General features: G+C 33.0%; 16 protein-coding genes. 3 read left to right on the top strand and 13 right to left on the bottom strand.

Going from position 1 to position 18,498, the window contains the following annotated elements:
* Positions 1-136: 136 nt before the first annotated feature.
* The 6 genes from OA93_RS19210 to OA93_RS19185 form a co-directional block, all read right to left on the bottom strand.
* On the bottom strand, positions 137-1,060 hold the full coding sequence (locus OA93_RS19210) for an alpha/beta hydrolase (RefSeq protein ID WP_039115448.1): 924 nt from the start codon (positions 1,058-1,060) through the stop codon (positions 137-139).
* A 3-nt stretch (positions 1,061-1,063) separates the two neighbouring features.
* Positions 1,064-2,341: an MFS transporter gene (locus tag OA93_RS19205; RefSeq protein ID WP_039115445.1), complete on the bottom strand. Its 1,278-nt coding sequence runs from the start codon at positions 2,339-2,341 to the stop codon at positions 1,064-1,066.
* A 1-nt stretch (position 2,342) separates the two neighbouring features.
* Complete coding sequence (recJ, locus tag OA93_RS19200) at positions 2,343-4,040, bottom strand: single-stranded-DNA-specific exonuclease RecJ (RefSeq protein WP_039115443.1); 1,698 nt, start codon at positions 4,038-4,040, stop codon at positions 2,343-2,345.
* Between the two features lie 205 nt (positions 4,041-4,245).
* A complete protein-coding gene (locus OA93_RS19195; protein ID WP_039115478.1) occupies positions 4,246-4,590 on the bottom strand; it encodes a HopJ type III effector protein in 345 nt (114 codons plus the stop codon).
* Positions 4,591-4,737: 147 nt separating this feature from the next.
* Positions 4,738-5,475, bottom strand: coding sequence for a 16S rRNA (cytidine(1402)-2'-O)-methyltransferase (gene rsmI / locus OA93_RS19190; protein ID WP_039115477.1), 738 nt, complete (start codon positions 5,473-5,475; stop codon positions 4,738-4,740).
* Positions 5,476-5,812: 337 nt separating this feature from the next.
* Complete coding sequence (locus OA93_RS19185) at positions 5,813-6,934, bottom strand: hypothetical protein (protein WP_039115441.1); 1,122 nt, start codon at positions 6,932-6,934, stop codon at positions 5,813-5,815.
* Positions 6,935-7,179: 245 nt separating this feature from the next.
* Between OA93_RS19185 and OA93_RS19180 the strand changes: the two genes are divergently transcribed.
* Positions 7,180-7,770, top strand: coding sequence for a thymidine kinase (locus tag OA93_RS19180; protein ID WP_039115440.1), 591 nt, complete (start codon positions 7,180-7,182; stop codon positions 7,768-7,770).
* A gap of 40 nt (positions 7,771-7,810) precedes the next feature.
* A complete protein-coding gene (locus tag OA93_RS19175; RefSeq protein ID WP_039115438.1) occupies positions 7,811-8,257 on the top strand; it encodes a hypothetical protein in 447 nt (148 codons plus the stop codon).
* 119 nt (positions 8,258-8,376) lie between these two features.
* Here the strand turns inward: OA93_RS19175 and rpoN are convergent, their stop codons facing one another.
* The 7 genes from rpoN to OA93_RS19140 form a co-directional block, all read right to left on the bottom strand.
* Positions 8,377-9,840, bottom strand: a complete 1,464-nt coding sequence (gene rpoN / locus OA93_RS19170) for an RNA polymerase factor sigma-54 (RefSeq protein WP_039115436.1) — start codon at positions 9,838-9,840, stop codon at positions 8,377-8,379.
* Between the two features lie 133 nt (positions 9,841-9,973).
* Positions 9,974-11,422 carry an asparagine--tRNA ligase gene (gene asnS, locus OA93_RS19165; protein ID WP_039115434.1) on the bottom strand — a complete coding sequence of 483 codons (1,449 nt, stop codon included), beginning with the start codon at positions 11,420-11,422 and terminating at the stop codon, positions 9,974-9,976.
* Positions 11,423-11,905: 483 nt separating this feature from the next.
* A complete protein-coding gene (locus OA93_RS19160) occupies positions 11,906-12,967 on the bottom strand; it encodes a hypothetical protein (RefSeq protein ID WP_039115433.1) in 1,062 nt (353 codons plus the stop codon).
* 8 nt (positions 12,968-12,975) lie between these two features.
* On the bottom strand, positions 12,976-14,109 hold the full coding sequence (locus OA93_RS19155) for an SPFH domain-containing protein (protein ID WP_039115431.1): 1,134 nt from the start codon (positions 14,107-14,109) through the stop codon (positions 12,976-12,978).
* Between the two features lie 355 nt (positions 14,110-14,464).
* On the bottom strand, positions 14,465-15,151 hold the full coding sequence (locus OA93_RS19150) for a zinc metallopeptidase (RefSeq protein WP_117590101.1): 687 nt from the start codon (positions 15,149-15,151) through the stop codon (positions 14,465-14,467).
* Between the two features lie 96 nt (positions 15,152-15,247).
* Complete coding sequence (locus OA93_RS19145; protein WP_039115429.1) at positions 15,248-15,880, bottom strand: response regulator transcription factor; 633 nt, start codon at positions 15,878-15,880, stop codon at positions 15,248-15,250.
* On the bottom strand, positions 15,867-17,870 hold the full coding sequence (locus tag OA93_RS19140) for an ATP-binding protein (protein WP_039115428.1): 2,004 nt from the start codon (positions 17,868-17,870) through the stop codon (positions 15,867-15,869). The genes OA93_RS19145 and OA93_RS19140 overlap by 14 nt, the downstream gene beginning before the upstream one ends.
* A gap of 174 nt (positions 17,871-18,044) precedes the next feature.
* Between OA93_RS19140 and OA93_RS19135 the strand changes: the two genes are divergently transcribed.
* Positions 18,045-18,452: an MmpS family transport accessory protein gene (locus OA93_RS19135; protein ID WP_039115426.1), complete on the top strand. Its 408-nt coding sequence runs from the start codon at positions 18,045-18,047 to the stop codon at positions 18,450-18,452.
* Positions 18,453-18,498: the final 46 nt, after the last annotated feature.

Raw genomic sequence — 18,498 nt, 5'->3', positions numbered from 1 at the left:
ATTAAAAAGGGGGAATGAACCATATAAGTTATATAAGAAAATATAAGACGAAGCTTATTTGCGTAAAGCTTAAATGAACTTATATAACTTATATGGTTTTATATAACTGAACTAAATGATTTAAAAATTGCCTGATTTATTTAAGCCACTTATAAATGCTATCTAGAAATTCTTTTTGTTGGTCTACAAATAAATAATGAGAGCAGTTTTCGATAGATACGAAATTTTGTTTGCCGACAATATTCTTTAAAGCAGTGATTTCAGAAACTGAAAAAATACCATCCTGCTTTCCATATATAGCATAAATAGGCATTCCTTTTATTTTTAATTTCTGAAGAATAGGCTTTGTATCAATATTGTTTTGCTTTTCATTTTTATAAAACAACAGAGGAGCATTTTTATTTCGAATATTCGTTTTATAAAAATCACTTATTTCATATTGATGATATAATGCTTTAGATTCAGTTGTAGGTTTTGGCATTTTAAAGAAATTATTCTCTCCAGCCAGTTCGAAGCAACCTTTTCTATATTCAGCAGAATTTTTGTCAAGTTTTTCTATATGAGAAACTTTATCAAGCATAGCTAAATCATTATTTTTAGTATAGATTTTTTTGACAGAATCCAGAATATGATGATATGTTTTTTGTTGTGAAAATAAAGCTCCGATAAGAATTAGAGAATTAATTTTTTCAGGATATTTTTCAGAATAAAGTGAAGCAACCAAGCCACCAAAACTATGAGCGAGTAATGTTGCTTTTTTTAGATTATAAGTTTTATAAATGGCGTTTAAATCCTTAAAGGCTTCATTATAGGTAAATGTGGCATTTGGATCTGTAGATCTTCCTTCACCTCTACGGTCATATGCAATTACATAAAATCCTCTTTTAGAAAGTGCTTCGGCAGTATTAGTGCCTTCAAAAAGAGTAGCGTTACCACTTGGTCCACCGTGGATGAATATAATTGGTGTATCAGTTTTGTTTCCGTATGTTTTTATATATAATGCTTGAGCATTCGCTAAGAATGTCAAAAAAAGAAACGAGAATAAGAATGTTATTTTCATTTACTACATGTTTTGATGGTCTTCCATGTCTTTTTGTAAATCTAGTTTTCTAAAAGTTGGAGACGATATTCCAAAACCTAAAACAGTTAATAGTGTCATGCTTCCGCCAAAAACTACTGAAATTACAGGTGTCATTAATCTAGCAGTTAAACCACTTTCAAAAGCTCCCAATTCGTTAGAAGAACCTACAAACATGGAGTTTACAGCAGCAACACGACCACGCATATGATCCGGGGTTTTTAGTTGTAAAATGGTTTGTCGGATAACAACCGAAATTCCATCAGCAATACCACTTAAAAATAAAGCGGCAACCGAAAGCCAGAATATGGTAGAAACACCAAAGAGAATAATACATAGTCCAAAAACAAAAATAGCACCTAAAAGTTTCATTCCCGCTTTTTTATACAAAGGAACGTAGGCAGAGATTAGCATCGTAATAAAAGCTCCAATTGCTGGAGCGGCTCTTAATATACCAAATCCTTCTGGCCCAACTTTTAAAATATCTTGAGCAAATATAGGTAACAAAGCAACAGCTCCACCAAACAGAACTGCGACCATATCCAGAGATAATACACCTAAGATGGTTTTGTTGTTAAACACAAACTTGATTCCTTCTTTTAAACTTTCCATGATTGGTTCACCAATTTTTGGATTCAAAATAGGTTTGGTACTTATTTGTGATAAGGCAATTAAGGCAAAAAGTGAACAGGCAAAAACGGAACACATAGACCAATGTACACCAATCCAGTTAATAGAGAAACCAGCAATTGCAGGGCCTAAAACAGAACCTACTTGCCAAACTGAACTACTCCAGGTTGCAGCATTTGGGTATAATTTTTTGGGTACAATTAAAGATATAAGAGAGAAAATAGTTGGGCCTAGAAAAGCTCTTACTAATCCGCCTAGAAAAACCAAAAAGTAAATAGAATATAAAATAGCTTCTTTAGAGAAACCACTTACTACTTTTGGCCATGTTAATAAAAATAAGCCAAAACTAATAACCGAAAAGCCTAAAATACATTTTACTAATAATCCCTTTTTTTCCTTTTGATCTACAATATGACCAGCAAACAGAGCCATAGAAACTGCAGGAATTACTTCCATCAAGCCTATAATTCCTAGCGAAAGAGGATTTTTGGTTAAACTATAAACTTCCCATTCAATTACAATAAATTGCATAGACCAGGCAAAAACCATGGCAAAACGCAATAATAAAAAGACATTGAATTCTCTAATACGCAATGCTGCGTATGGGTCATTTTTCTTGGCTTTATCTTTCATGTTACTGGATATCTTTTAACATTAATTGGATAGAAACGTTACCATTCCATTCGTTTTCTGAGATGCAATAAGCAGCTTGAAATGTTTTTTGATTAGTTGCTAGGTCTAATTTTTTACCTAAACCAAATCCTATTGCCGAAATTCCTTCGGTCCCGAGACTTCGGGATTGCTTTACAAAAAGTTTAAGATGATCTTCACCTGCACCCATTGCTTTTGCATAACCTGTATCCTTTATGTTTTTGGTCATAAAAACAGGAGTCATATTAAGAGGTCCAAAAGGTTCAAACTGTTTTAAAATTCGAATTAATTTTGGAGTAATATCTGTAAAATTGATTTCGGCATCGATCTCAATTTCGGGAGTTAGCATTTCGGGTAGAATAGTTTTCTCTACTTGTCTTTCAAAAGCTTCTTTAAAAGCAGGATAATTTTCTTCTTTTAAAGTCATTCCGGCTGCATACATATGTCCTCCAAATTGTTCTAAATGAGAGGAACAAGCATCGAGAGCATTATATACATCAAAGCCTTTTACAGATCTTGCCGAAGCAGCATATTTATCACCGCTTTTTGTAAAAACAAGCGTGGGGCGATAATACGTTTCTATTAATCTGGAAGCTACAATACCAATTACGCCTTTGTGCCAGTCTTCCTGAAAAACAACTGTCGAAAAGCGATTCTGTTCTTGATTTTTTTCTATTTGCTGAAAAGCTTCTTTGGTAATTTGCTTGTCCAGATCCTTACGGTCGGCATTGTATTTTTCTATTTCGGATGCAAATTGTTGCGCTTGCTCAAAGTTGAATTCAGTTAACAACTCGACAGCATGATTACCGTGTTTAATTCGTCCAGCTGCATTAATTCGTGGAGCTATGATAAAAACAACATCGGTAATGTCGAGTACTTTTTTCTTTACTTGATGAACCAAAGCTTTTATTCCGGGTCTTGGATCGCTATTAATAACTTGCAAACCGTAATAAGCCAAAACTCTGTTTTCTCCTGTCATTGGTACAATATCTGCAGCAATTGCAGTTGCAACCAAATCTAAGTAAGGAAATAAATCATCAATAGTTTGATTACGATTTGTTCCTAAAGCCTGAATTAATTTAAAACCTACACCACAACCACATAATTCATCATAAGGATAAAAACAATCTTCTCTTTTTGGATCTAAAACTGCAACCGCATCGGGAAGAAATTCTCCAGGACGGTGGTGATCACAAATAATGAAGTCTATGTTTCGTTCTTTTGCGTAAGCGACATGATCGATAGATTTTATACCACAATCTAAAGCGATAATTAATGAAAAATCATTGTCATCAGCAAAGTCAATTCCCATGAAAGAAACCCCATAACCTTCGGCATAACGATCCGGAATATAGGTTGCTACATTCGGGTAGTATGATTTTAAGTAAGAAGAAACTAAAGAAACAGCCGTTGTTCCGTCGACATCATAATCGCCAAAAACAAGAATGTTTTCCTGATTGGCAATTGCAAGTTCGATTCGGGAAACAGCTTTGTCCATATCCTTCATAAGATATGGATCATGGAGATGTTCTAATGATGGACGAAAGAAATTCTTAGCATCATCAAAAGTTTCAATACCACGTTGGATTAATAAAGTTGCAACAAAATCTTCTACATTTAGAACTTGAGCTAAATGTTTGATTTTATCTTCGGAAGGTTTTGGTTTTAATGTCCAACGCATGGTTGATTTTAGATTTTAGAGTGTAGATTCTAGATTTTAGAAATCAAAAATCGTTTAATCTGATATGTTTTTTTTGCCACTCCCGTCCCGACGTTTCGGGATCGGGATAAAGGATTTTTTTAATCTGTGCTAATCTGTGAAATCTGCGGCAAAATATTTGGTTTTACCTTTGTCAAAGTTTAAAACTTTGACAAAGGTTTCAGGGTTATTTTTGTTTCAAAGCTTCACCTTCAAACTGAATTCCGTCCCAACCTAAGTTGATGAAGTTTCTAATGTTTTGATGATTGGTTCCGTTTGGATCTCCTAAAACTTCTTCAAAATAAAAAGCTCCAAAACAAGCCAAGGTTTCTTCCTTAGAAAGGTTTTGTGCTTTTGCAAAAGCAAATAATTTACAAGAACCTGAGTTTTCGCCAGCAGCATTGTGTTGAGTTCCGTTCTGGAAAGCAGTTGGTGTAAACGTATAATTTTCTTCGATTACAGCAATAGTTTCAGGGAAAGTTATTTCGTTTGGAGTTTGTTTTAGTTTTTCTAAAAAGGCTTGGATTGTCATAGTTTTAAGCTTTATTGGCATCTGCTCAGTTTTGCAGATAATTTTTTTTGCCACAGATTAAAGTATTTAAAGGATTTTTTTTGAAAAATATAAATTGTTCAATTTTTAATCTGTGAGAATCTTTTAATCTGTGGCATAAATTATTTTTTAGTTCTCTTCTTCTTCGTCTTCTTTGTCATCCTTAGAAAATTTACTTTTCTTAGGTTCTTTTATTATTGTTTTTCCAGCAACAACTACGACAATTTCTCCGCGTGGAGCTGTTTTTTCAAAGTGTGCCAATACTTCCTGAGCAGTTCCGCGAACATTTTCTTCGTGTAGTTTTGATAATTCTCTGCATACACAAACTTGTCTGTCTTCACCAAAATAAGTGATAAATTCAGCTAAAGTTTTTACTAATTTATGTGGAGAAACATACAAAATCATGGTTCGGGTTTCTTCGGCAAGAGCCAAATAACGAGTTTGTCTTCCTTTTTTATCAGGCAAGAAGCCTTCAAAAACAAATTTATCATTTGGTAATCCGCTATTTACCAATGCAGGAACAAAAGCGGTTGCGCCAGGTAAACATTCTACTTCGATTTTATTTTCGACACAAGCACGAGTAAGCAAAAAACCAGGATCGGATATTGCAGGAGTTCCCGCATCCGAAATCAAGGCGATAGTTTCTCCGGCTTTTAATCTTGCAATTAAACTCTCGGTAGTTTTGTGTTCGTTATGCATATGATGGCTGTACATATGTGTGCCAATCTCAAAATGTTTTAAGAGTTTGCCACTTGTACGGGTATCTTCGGCTAAAATTAAATCTACTTCTTTAAGAATGCGAATGGCTCGAAAAGTCATGTCTTCAAGATTGCCAATAGGCGTGGGAACAATATATAATTTAGACATAATTTTTTCTGAATTCTGTTTAATCAATTTTTAGTTAACACAAATTAAAATAGATTGCAAGTGCTTTAAAAAACACACTAACAAATGATTCTATCGAACTCTTTGCGAAAGGACGCGGATTATGCGGATTCGCTATCGCGAAAACACGGATTAAAACGGATTTTATTTTTGATTGTTTTTAAATCAGTTTTAATCCGCGGCTTTACTTTTGTAAATCCGTATCATCCGCGTCCCTTTATAGACAATTTAAGTTAGTAACTCTTTACTTCATCCGTCCTTCGCTATCGCTCGAGTGTCAAAGTCCTAAAATACTTTCTTGAAATTTGTGTTTTATTTTTTATGAGAATTTTTTCTCGATAATGCTTACGAAACGTTCTGCATATTCGTCTTTTCCTTCCCAGTTGTTATAATCTGGTTTCACCATGTTTTCAAGAAATTCATTGGCTTCGCCAAAACTATCAAATGTGATTAATTGGTTTAAAACGCGATTGTAATCTTCTGGGCTATTCCCGAAAAGATTTTTTGTAAATGCAATACGGTCGTTAAGATCAACATGAAATCCTTTTGAAAGTTTTTCGTTTAAAGAAACTGGTCTGGATTCTTCTAAAACTGCAGTTGTAGTTGTTTCTTTTGCAACTACTTCTTTCTTTTTCTCTTTAAACTCTATTGGAGCTGATGGAGTAGGAGATACGGCTTCAAAACTATCAACTTTTACAAATTGGGCATTACTATAATCAATACCTAAATCCTCAAATGAGATATGTACAACGTCTGATTTTTTTGGAGTTTCTTCTTCTGTTTCAGGAGTTAGCTCAAAAGCAGGAGCAAAATCCAGAGTTGGAGTTTCTACTACTTCTTCAACTTTTTCCTCTTCGGCTTTTATTGGTTCAGGAACTTCTGCAACAACTTCTTCTGTAATCTCTTCAGTTTCGATTACTTCTTTTAAAAATGGCTCAGGAATATCTTCGATAGATTCTTCGGTTTCTGCAATAACTTCTTCTATAATCTCTTCCGTTTTGGTTTCAATTACTTCTTCTGCAACTGGTTCAGGAATCTCTTCGATAGCTTCTTCAGTTTCTGCAACAACGTCTTCTATAACCTCTTCTGTTTTGGTTTCGATTACAGCTTCTACAACTGGTTCAGTAACCTCTTCGATAGGAGTTTCTATAACTTCATTTACAATGATTTCTTTTTTTGCAATCGGTTCTTCGATTACAATAGTTTTTTCTGGTTGTATTGCTTCTTCTTTTTCAAATGCAGTTGCAATGGTAGCATCTATTTGGCTACGACCAATAGTTGGTTTGGTATCTTCAAAATTTTCATCAATAAATTTCAAAACGGCCAATTTTTCATATAATTTCTGCGTTTCAAGATATAATTGATTGATATCGGACTTGTTTTTAAGTTTTAAAATTCGATGTGCAATGCTGATTAAATCGGCTTCCAATTTTTTTTTCATAACGTTTGAAAATTATAATGTGTTAGGCTTGTTTATTAATGCGTATTCTTTTTGATGAAAATCAAAAAATGAAAGAAACATTGTGCAATATTTTTTTTATTTCTTTAAATTAATGCTCCCGAATCTTTGATTTGATAAAAATTTTCTACTTTTGAAAAAACGTAAAAGTATCGAATTTTTATGTTGATTTATTACCAGTACAAAGTAATAAAAACTATTCATCTTTAAAGGTAGAAAAATACAAAATGTTTCTCGAAAATACAGTAAATCACAAAGAACAATTTGGATGGATTGAAGTTATTTGTGGGTCAATGTTTTCGGGTAAAACCGAAGAATTAATCCGCAGATTAAAACGAGCTCAATTCGCCAAGCAAAAGGTCGAAATTTTTAAACCAGCTATTGATACCCGTTATCATGACGAAATGGTTGTGTCGCATGATGCAAACGAAATTCGTTCAACACCAGTTCCTGCAGCAGCAAATATTGCTATTCTTGCACAAGGCTGTGATGTTATCGGGATTGATGAAGCTCAGTTTTTTGACGACGAAATTATTACCGTTTGTAACGACCTTGCTAATCAGGGAATTCGTGTAATTGTAGCAGGATTGGACATGGATTTTAAAGGAAATCCGTTTGGGCCAATGCCGGGACTTATGGCTACAGCCGAATATGTAACTAAAGTTCACGCTGTTTGTACAAGAACAGGAAATCTGGCTAATTATAGTTTCCGTAAAACCGACAATGATAAATTGGTTATGTTAGGCGAAACCGAAGAATATGAGCCGTTAAGCCGTGCAGCTTATTATAATGCGATGAAAAAGAATCAGGAAAAATAGACTTACTATTTTTCTGGAAACAATAACTAAATAAATAATAATGCAGGAAAAAAGCAAGAAAAGAAAAGTAATTACGCAAGTAATAATAGCAGTTGTAATTGTGGCGATTCTGGCAATTTGTGCAAATTTAATTCAGTATTATTTTTTTAAAGGACCATCTGCTGTCGATAAACATATGACAGAATTGGTTAATAAGTACAATAAAAATTGTCCATTAACGATTCAGGAAGGAATCCGTTTAGATAGCGTTAGTTTAATTCAGGAAAGAGTTGCTCAATATAATTTAACCTTAGTAAATAACGACAAAGAAACTACAGATGTTGGTGCTTTAAGCAAGAACATCGAAGAAAGTTTGCTAAGTACTGCCAAGGCAAATCCGGGACTTAAGGATTTTAGAGATAATAATTTTACTCTGATTTATAGTTATAACGATAAAAAGAATGAGTTTTTATTCAAGATAAAAATAATTCCTGAGCAGTATAAATAAAGAAATTACAAAAAAGAAACCCGACAATTATTAATTAATTGTCGGGTTTCTTTTTATGTTTAATTAATAGAAGAATTAAAACTTTAATTTTCTTAATTTCTTAATGGTAAAAAAAATAATTACATTTTTTTACGCATTCTTGCTACAGGAATATCAAGTTGCTCACGATATTTTGCAATAGTTCTTCGAGCAATAGGATATCCTTTTTCTTTTAGAATTTCGGCAAGCTGATCATCAGGAAGAGGTTTTCTTTTGTCTTCTTCTTCGATTGTATTTTGTAAAATCTTCTTGATTTCTAGAGTTGACACATCTTCGCCCTGATCATTCTTCATTGCTTCCGAGAAGAATTCTTTTATCAGTTTTGTTCCATAAGGAGTTTCAACATATTTACTGTTTGCAACACGCGAAATTGTCGAAATATCCAACCCAACCATATCGGCGATATCTTTAAGAATCATCGGTTTTAGTTTGGTTTCGTCACCATCCAGGAAGTATTCTTCCTGATAATGCATAATCGCATTCATGGTTACAAATAATGTTTCCTGACGTTGTCTGATTGCGTCGATAAACCATTTAGCCGAATCCAGTTTTTGTTTTATAAACTGTACAGCATCTTTTTGAGCTGTCGATTTATCTCTGGAATCCTTATACGTTTGCATCATTTCCTGATAATCTTTAGAAACGTGTAACGATGGAGCATTTCTTCCGTTTAAGGTCAATTCAAGCTCGCCGTCAACAATACGTATCGCAAAATCGGGAACTACATTCTCGGTAACTTTATTGTTTCCTGTAAATGCACCACCTGGTTTAGGATTTAATTTTTCTATTTCATGAACTGCTTTTTTAAGTTGCTCATTCGAAACATTATATTTTTGTAACAGTTTATCGTAGTGCTTTTTGGTAAAAGCATCAAATTGGTTTTCGATAATATCAATTGCCAATTCTACGTATTCTGTTGGAGTTCTATGTTTTAATTGTAGCAATAAACATTCCTGCAAATCACGTGCACCAACGCCCGAAGGTTCTAGTTCGTGAATTACATTCAGCATTTTTTCGACCATTGCCTCATCGGTATAAATACCTTGCGTAAATGCCATATCATCTACAATATCGGGAATACTTCTTCGTATGTAACCCATATCATCGATGCTTCCTACAAGGAATTCGGCTATTTCACGCTCTTCATCATTTAAGATAAAAGTATTTAACTGATTAATTAAATCCTGATGAAAACTAACAGGCGATGCAAATGGAGTTTCGCGTTCCTGGTCGTCATCACTATAATTATTGGCTTGCGTTTTATAATCCGGAGTATCGTCGTCGCTTAAATATTCGTCGATGTTAATGTCGTCTGCTTCGATTCTGTCCGATTCAGCATCATCATAATCATCGTATTCTTCATTAGCAAATTCGTCAGCTTCGTACTCTTCTTCTTTTCCAGCTTCAAGAGCCGGATTTTCGTTCATTTCTTCTAATAAACGTTGCTCAAAAGCTTGCGTAGGCAATTGAATTAACTTCATCAACTGAATTTGCTGAGGAGATAATTTCTGAGATAATTTTAAATTTAAAAATTGCTTTAGCATAAAAAAGTGACTAAGTTACTAAGGCTCTGAGGCACTAAGTATCATTATAGTGTTGAATTAAAATTCGTTTAAAATATTTTTCTTGTTTTAAAAACTTAGAACCTTAGTGCCTTAGCATCTTAGGAACTTTTTATTAAAACTCTGCATTTCCAGGAGTTCTCGGGAAAGGAATTACGTCTCTAATGTTTGTCATTCCAGTTACAAAAAGAACAAGTCTTTCAAATCCAAGTCCGAAACCTGCGTGTGTAGCCGATCCAAATCTTCTGGTGTCTAAATACCATGATAATTCTTCTTCGTCTATTTCTAAGGCTTTCATCTTTTCGATTAAAACGTCGTAACGTTCTTCTCTTTCTGAACCTCCTACGATTTCTCCAATTCCAGGGAAAAGGATATCCATTGCGCGAACTGTTTCTTTTCCTGGTTCAGTGTTATCATTTAAACGCATATAAAACGCTTTTATGTTGGCTGGGTAATCAAATAAAATTACCGGACATTTAAAGTGTTTTTCTACCAAGTAACGCTCGTGCTCCGATTGTAAATCAGCTCCCCATTCGTTAATGATATAGTTGAATTTTTTCTTTTTATTTGGAGTAGAATCTCTTAAGATATCAATAGCTTCCGTATAAGAAACACGTTTAAAGTTGTTCTCTAAAACGAAGTTTAATTTCTCTAACAAAGCCATTTCGCTTCTGTCTGCCTGAGGTTTAGATTTTTCTTCATCTAGAAGTCTAGCTTCTAGGAATTTTAAATCATCCTTACAATTGTCTAAAGCGTATTTAATTACGTACTGAATAAAATCTTCAGCCAAATCCATGTTGTCATCAAGATTATTGAAAGCAACTTCAGGCTCAATCATCCAAAATTCTGCCAAGTGACGAGAAGTATTAGAATTTTCTGCTCTAAAAGTTGGTCCAAAAGTATAAATCTGACCCAAAGCCATTGCATACGTTTCTCCTTCTAATTGTCCCGAAACGGTTAAGTTTGTTTCTTTTTCAAAGAAATCTTCTTTATAATTTACTTTTCCATCTTGAGTTCTTGGAGTATTATCAAATGGTAAAGCCGTAACTTTAAACATTTCTCCAGCACCTTCAGCATCAGATCCAGTAATGATTGGCGTATTTACATACACAAAACCTTTTTGTTGAAAATAGCTATGTACAGCAAATGATAATACCGAACGTACACGCATAATTGCACCAAACATATTCGTACGTACACGTAAATGCGCATTTTCACGTAAGAAATCTAAACTTGGTTTATTTTTTGGTTGTATTGGGAATTTCTCAGCGTCTGAATCTCCTAAGATTTCCAGTTTTGTAACCTGAATTTCAACACTCTGACCAGCACCTTTACTTTCAATTAAATTTCCTGTTACAGAAATCGCAGCACCAGTAGTAATTCTCTTTAAAGTTTCGTCTGGTGTATTTTCAAAATCAACAACACATTGTATATTATTAATGGTAGAACCGTCATTAAGAGCGATGAACTGATTATTTCTAAAAGTTCTTACCCATCCTTTTGCATTAACCTCCTGAAGCGTCGTAGTACTGTTTAATAAGTCTTTAACTTTTGTGTGTCTCATTTTAATTTTAGAATTGATATTAAAAATTGTCTTTCAATCGAAATGCAAATATAATCGAAATGTTTGTAATTGCCATAAGGAGTTGCGAAGTAAGGAGCTATTTCCTGCTATCCGCTATATCTTTATGTTTTTAAAGAAAAAACATAAAGGATGCCGCTACTATCAGGGCTAGAAGTGGGAGTAAAATAAGGTAATTAGATAATGTGTTAATGTGAAAATTAGATAATGTACAAATCCTGCAAGGTTTTTTTAACCTTGTAGGTATAAGAATCAATAAAAAAATACCTAACAAGTTTTATCCCGAAGCTTGGGGATTGTTAGAATAACAATACAGAATTTATTAGCATCAACAAAATTAGAATAATACCTACAAGGTTTCTAAAACCTTGCAGGATTATAAAAAAAACAAACCCGATAGGCTTTTAGATCTATCGGGTTTATAATTATCTAATTTTCTCATTTTCTCATTGAGACATTATCCCATTAAGCAGCGCCGAACCAAGTCAATAAAATAAGTAGTAATACAAGAGCACCTGTAATTATAAAAAGAACTATTGCAACTTTCTTAAAAAAATTATGAATAGGGCTCTTAGGTCTTATGCCAGCTACAACTCCGGTATTACCATTAATGTAAAGAATATTTTTTTTGCCATTATAATCATAAGTAACAACATAAAGTGGTAATAAAATATGTTTGAATTTTATATTATGATATTGACTCTGGATAGACTTAATTGTTGTACTACCGCCTATTCCAAATTGAGAGCTTACTTTTTGACGAATAGCTTCGTCAACAGCTCTTTTACCTACGTAAAAACCTTGTTTTAAACTTATTTTATATTTCTCTACAATATAATCACTCAGATATTGGTCGTTTGTATTAACAAGATTCTTGGTAATCCAAGGACCTACTTTTGTTAGCAAACTCGCATCTACAGTTCCAGAAGCAGGAACCACAACATCATCAAAAGAGAGAGAAAGATTCCCCGAAGTAGATTGCGTATAAGTATTGTTACCGTTTACTTGTTTTCTTTCCAGTGCATAATTTGTGCTGGTTTGCATGTCATATGTCCAATGAGGAACATAAACTCCAGATAAATCGATAGAAGACGGTTGGATTTTTTTTGTAAACCAAGTGTCTTTTGCCCAATTATAAGCCAATAGAGATGCCTTTTGTTTGTCTATTTTAAAAGGCAATAAGTATTGAGGCTTTATAGTTTTATCTTCTTTTTTATTGCCATCCATTAATGGAGTGTTGCAATACGGACAATCCGAAGATTTTGAATTTATATTTATAGTCGAAGCAGCACCACAACTTTTGCACTGCAATGTTTCTTCAACAACTGAATTTTCGGACTCTAATTTTTCAAGATAAGCTACAAAATCATTTTCTTCAATAATCGTTTGTCCCTGTGGGATGTTATTTTTGGTATTACAATATTCGCATATTAAGGTAGTTGTTCCTGGCTTATATTTTAATCCAGCTCCACAATTATTACAGTCGAAAGCTTTTAATGTTTCGTTTTTAATTTCGGCGTTTTCCATTTTATAAATTAGATGTTAGGTAGAGGAGGAGGAGTTTGAGAAAATAAGTTTTGCAATCCAGGAACACTCGATGCTTTTTCCCATCCCGTCATACCTTGATTCCATACCAAAGTATCTGCTAATAGTTGTCCTTTTTCAATTAAAAGCGAAATCTGACTTTCGTTAAAAGGTCCAGCTTGCGCATTATTTATAGCTACAAAATATGTTATTCCCGTTGTTGGTAAAGGCGGTGGTGCTTGAGGAGGCATCTGATGACTCGAAAAAGAGGAGAAAGAGCTTGTTTGAAAAGGCTCTTCAAAAGATTGCATCATTTGTCTCGCCATATTCATACCAGTTCCAAAACTAAAGGCAGTTCCAGCTATTCCAGATGGATTTTCGGCAGCTTTTTCAATAGATTGAGCTGTTTTATACTGCGTAAACTTTTTCATGTCAATCTTGTTAAGGCGACTTAATTCAAAAATCTCTTTCTTAACATCCTCTGGCATAGAAGTGTTTTCAAGTAAGAATTTGCTAAGCTCAATTCCGTAAGCAGCAAAATCATCTTTCATGATAGTAAAGACGGTAGCCGAAAGCTCACTAGTGTTACCTACATAAGATTCTATAGGTAAGTTGGCTTCGCCTATAGCATCGGTAAAACGAGATACTATTATGCTTTTTAATTGTTCGTTAATTTCTTCGGTAGTAAAATGCCCGTCAGTACCAACAATTTCTAATATGAATTTTTGAGCATCGACAATTTTAAAAGTATAAGTTCCAAAGGCTCTAATTTCAAGCATTCCAAAACGGTCATCATTTAAAATTAAAGGGTTTTTTGTTCCCCATTTTTGGTCGATGAAATTTCGAGTGTTTATAAAATAAACCTCTGCTTTAAATGGACTGTTAAAATCGTATTTCCAGCCTTTTAAAGTAGATAAAATAGGTAAGTTTTGGGTATTTAAATTGTAAGTTCCTGCGTTAAAAATATCGGCAATCTTACCTTCATTCATAAAGATGGCTTGTTGGCCTTCTCTAACAATAAGTTTACTATTGTTCTTTATTTCGTTCTGAAATCTTTCAAATCTGTAAACAAGAGTGTTATTGCTATTATCTATAAATTCGATAATATCTAGAAACTCATTTTTTAACCTATCAAATATCCCCATTTTAAATCTAATTAATTTAGAAATCAAATGTAAGAATAATTTGTTTTCTTGTTTTATGAAAAAGCACTTTTTATCCTCTTAATAAGTCTTATTTATTGGTTTTTTCCTTTGAAATTAGTTAATGCACGAATCCTGTAAGGTTTCTTTTAACCTTGCAGGATTACAAAACAAAATCGTATAAATAAAAAAATCCGTTTTGTAAAAAACGGATTTTTTTATAGAACCTTAGAACCTTAGAACCTTAGAACCTTAGAACCTTAGAACCTTAGAACCTTAGAACCTTAGAACCTTAGAACCTTAGAACCTTAGAACCTTAGAACCTTAGAACCTTAGAACCTTAGAACCTTAGAACTAATTAATTTCTTCTTCCTCCCATATAAATAGAGACATAATATAATAAAGTAGCAATCGAACCAATAGCAGCTACTACATATGTTCTTGCAGCCCATTTTAAAGCATCTTTTGCACCAGCTTGTTCTTGTTGTGTAAGCATTCGTTTACTTTCTAACCAAGCAAGAGCACGATTACTAGCATCATATTCTACAGGCAAAGTCACAATCGAAAAGATTGTAGTTGCTGCAAAAATGATAATCCCAATTAGTAATAATTGCGGAAAGCTACGAAGCATTAGGATACCTGCAAGCAAGATCCATTGCATATAAGTCGAAGCTACACTTACGATTGGCACTAATTTAGAACGCATCGTTAACCATTGATAACCTACTGCATGTTGTACAGCGTGTCCACATTCGTGTGCGGCAACAGCAGCTGCAGCGGCATTACGTTGGTTGTAAACGGCCTCACTTAAATTTACTGTTTTATCTACTGGATTATAGTGGTCTGTTAACTGACCTGGAGTCGAAATTACTCTAACATCACGGATACCATTATCGGCAAGCATTTTTTCGGCAATTTCAGCACCGGTCATTCCATTTTGTAATTGCAATTTCGAATATTGTTCGAATTTACTCTTTAGTCTTGAACTAACTAACCAGCTAAATAACATAATCGCTCCAGCAAGAATTAAATAACTCATTCCCATATCTTTTGTTTTTTAGTTTATTGTTTAAAGTTATGAGATAAATAGCAATTTCTGAACCAAATTAAAAAAATGTCATTTTGTCATTTTAAACCATATTTAGTTTAAAAGGTTGTTTTTAAGAAGATGCGTCATTAATTCGGCAACATTTTTCATCTTATACTTCTGCAGAATATTTCGTCTATGCGTTTGCACAGTCAAGAAACTTAAAAATAATTCATCTGCAATTTCCTGAGTCGATTTTCCTTTGGAGAGTAATACAACAATATCTTTTTCTCTGCGACTAAGACTAGGAACAGATTCTAAATCTTCGGATAATGGCTGACTAATAATTGTTTTTACTTCATCACTAAATACGATCTCGCCATCGATAGCTTTATAAATACAACGTTTAAACTCTTCGAAAGAGGCATTTTTAAGAATATAGCCATTTCCTCCGTTCTGGATAAATTGCATAACTAAGCTTCTTTCAGACTGGCTGCTCATCCCAATTATTATTACTTTTGGATGTTTTTGCTTAATTGTTTTACATAGATCGACACCATTTATTAGAGGTAAAAAAATATCCATTAAAATTAAATCGACCTTGTTGGCTCCAATATAATCAAGAAGTGTAACCCCAGATTCTAATGTCTGAACAAGTTCTATCTTATCTAAATCGGAGAGTAATCCCGAAACTCCTGAGATTACAATCGGATGATCATCTACAATAATAGTTTTATAAGTCTTCATGTTTCACTTTTAATTCGATGTAGGTAGAAGTTCCTTTGTTTTCCTTACTATCAATTTCTAATTTTCCGTTTAAGAATTCTACGCGGTTTTTAATATTTCTTAAACCCATTCCTATATTGTTTTTTATTTCAGATACATTAAAACCAACTCCGTTATCTTCGACTGTAATGAAAAAAACATCTTGGTTTTGAGAACAAGAAACTAGAATTTGTGTTGCATTGGCATACTTTAAAGTATTGTTTAATAACTCCTGAATAATCCTATAAATCATGATTTCATAATTCTTAGATAAATTCTGGTTTTGTACTAAATACTGAAACTCAATTCTGGTTTTTGAATTAGAGTTGGCTATGCATAAATCTCTTAAAGCATTTTCTAAATTTAATTTTAATAAACTTTCGGGCATTAAATTTTGAGAAATATTTCTTAGCTCTTTAATTGAGCTGTCTAATAAAGTTCCTATTTCTATTTTATTGGTAGCATTATCTTTCTCTGCCAGATTCAGATGCATTTTTAGTCCCGAAAGCATACTACCAAGACCATCATGTAAATCTCTTGCAATTCTTTTTCTCTCCACCTCTTCACCTTCTATCAAGGCATTTGAAACGGATAGTTTTTTCTGGTTCTCGAGGGCAGCTAATTCTTGTTCGTGATTAACTTCTTTCTGGAAACTTAATTTTTTTTGATTTTTGTTTAATATCCATAAAAATAAAACCGTAATAAATAAAACGAATGATAGCACACCAAAAAGTATAGAGTTTAAACGATTGTTATTTGCTAATAAAGCAGCTTTATCGTTTTGCGCTTGTAATAGTGTTATTTTCTTCTCGCTTTCGGCTTTTTTATATTTAGCTTCAAGTTCTACGATTTCATTCTGAAACTTAGATTTGTTTAGGCTGTCATTTACAGTATTGTATTTATTGGAATAGAAATAAGCTTTCTCATGATTTTTGGTTGCATTGTAAACTTTTGCCAATTCATTGTAGTAGTTTTTTTTATCTACAATAAACGGAGTATTTTCTAAAAGATATTCTAGATTTTTTTTGGCTTTTTCGTAATCTTTTAATTTAAAAAGAACCTCGTATTCTGCAAATTTTAATCGGTTTAAAGCAATTAGATTTTGATGCTTTTGAGCAGATTTAATTCCCTTTTCATAGCTTTTTAAAGCTTTTGGATGTTGGTTTTGTTTAGCATAATATATTCCTTCTGCATAAAAGTAAGAGTCATTAAGATTAGATTCCGGATATTTTGATAATTTAGAATATGCTTTGTCTAATGTTTTTTTTGCATCATAAAAACGCTTCAATTCTACTAGATTTTCAGCATTGATAATATATGTCTCCATTTTAGACTCTGCTAGTGTAGGAGATTTTTTGGTTGCTTTTTCGATGTAATTTTGAGCTTCACTTAAATATTCACTTGCTTTTTCACGTTCATTTGTATTCATGAAGATAATAGCAATGGCTTTGTATAAATTACTTATCAATTCGTAATCGCCACTTTTCTTTGCAAGAGGAATGGCTTCATAAACCAATATTTTCATGTAGCCTTTTTCATTGTTTTTTCGTTGCTGCATGAGACCATAATTTTGGAGTATTATGGCACGCAATTTATAGGCTTCGGGATTGTTGTATTTTTTTAATTTGTTGTTGGCTTCAACTAATGTTTTTTCAAAACCATCAGCATCTCCTTTTTCTAGAAAACTAAAAGCATTATAATATATAGAAGCGTCATTTAAGAAAGGGAATTTAGTTTTTAGTTTATTAGCTTCTTGCAAATATTCTTTAGATTTTTTCATATCCTGAACCATCAGGTACAATTTAGATAATCTAAAGCTGTAAAGACTTTTTAGACTATCAGACTGAGCATTTTTAGTAACTCGGGCAATACTATCTATATAAACTGTATCATCATCTAAAGAAAGTATAACTTGTGAGTAAGTGGTAGTTGAGAAGAATATAAGGAATAAATAAAAGCCGATTTTGGTCATAAATTGTGTTTTATCAAATTTATTAAAATTAAATTTTTCTCAAAATCTTTTTCAATTTTTTACCTGATATCAGGTAGAATAAATTACACTTTATCAGGTATTGTCATCTTTTTTCTTCAGGTTTATATTTGTTAAAATGATTATTAAATATAAATAAACCCAAAGAATTCAATCATGAAAACGACTTTAAAAAAAATTATGTTCTTGCTAACCTTGGTTTTTGTAGCTGCATCTTGTAGTAGTAGCGACGACGATAATGAGCCAGGACAAGTAACCAAATCAAGAGATGTAAAATATGAAATAACAGGAAATTTTACTGGAGAACTTAGCGCAATTTATTTTGATAAAGGCGGAAGTCCACTAAATGAAGATGTTACCAGTTTTCCTTGGACTAAACAAATTACTGCAGATGCAGGTGTTCCAGGAATAACATTCAGCGCAAGCGGTCATGGTGGCGTTAAGGACCAAACATTAACTGCTAAAATCTATGTTGGCGGAGAAGTAGTAAAAGAATCTACTGCAAAAGCAAATAATGACGGAATCATTGTTGTAACTCTTGCACCTTATCTTTTTCCACAATAATTTATATAAAAACATTAAGGTAAAAAAAAGCTTTGTAATGATACAA

Origin of the sequence: Flavobacterium sp. KMS (assembly GCF_000813005.1) — a bacterium.
Lineage (GTDB): Bacteria > Bacteroidota > Bacteroidia > Flavobacteriales > Flavobacteriaceae > Flavobacterium.
The sequence above is the reverse complement of the archived record's forward strand: the minus strand, read 5'-3'. Positions and strand labels throughout refer to the sequence as shown.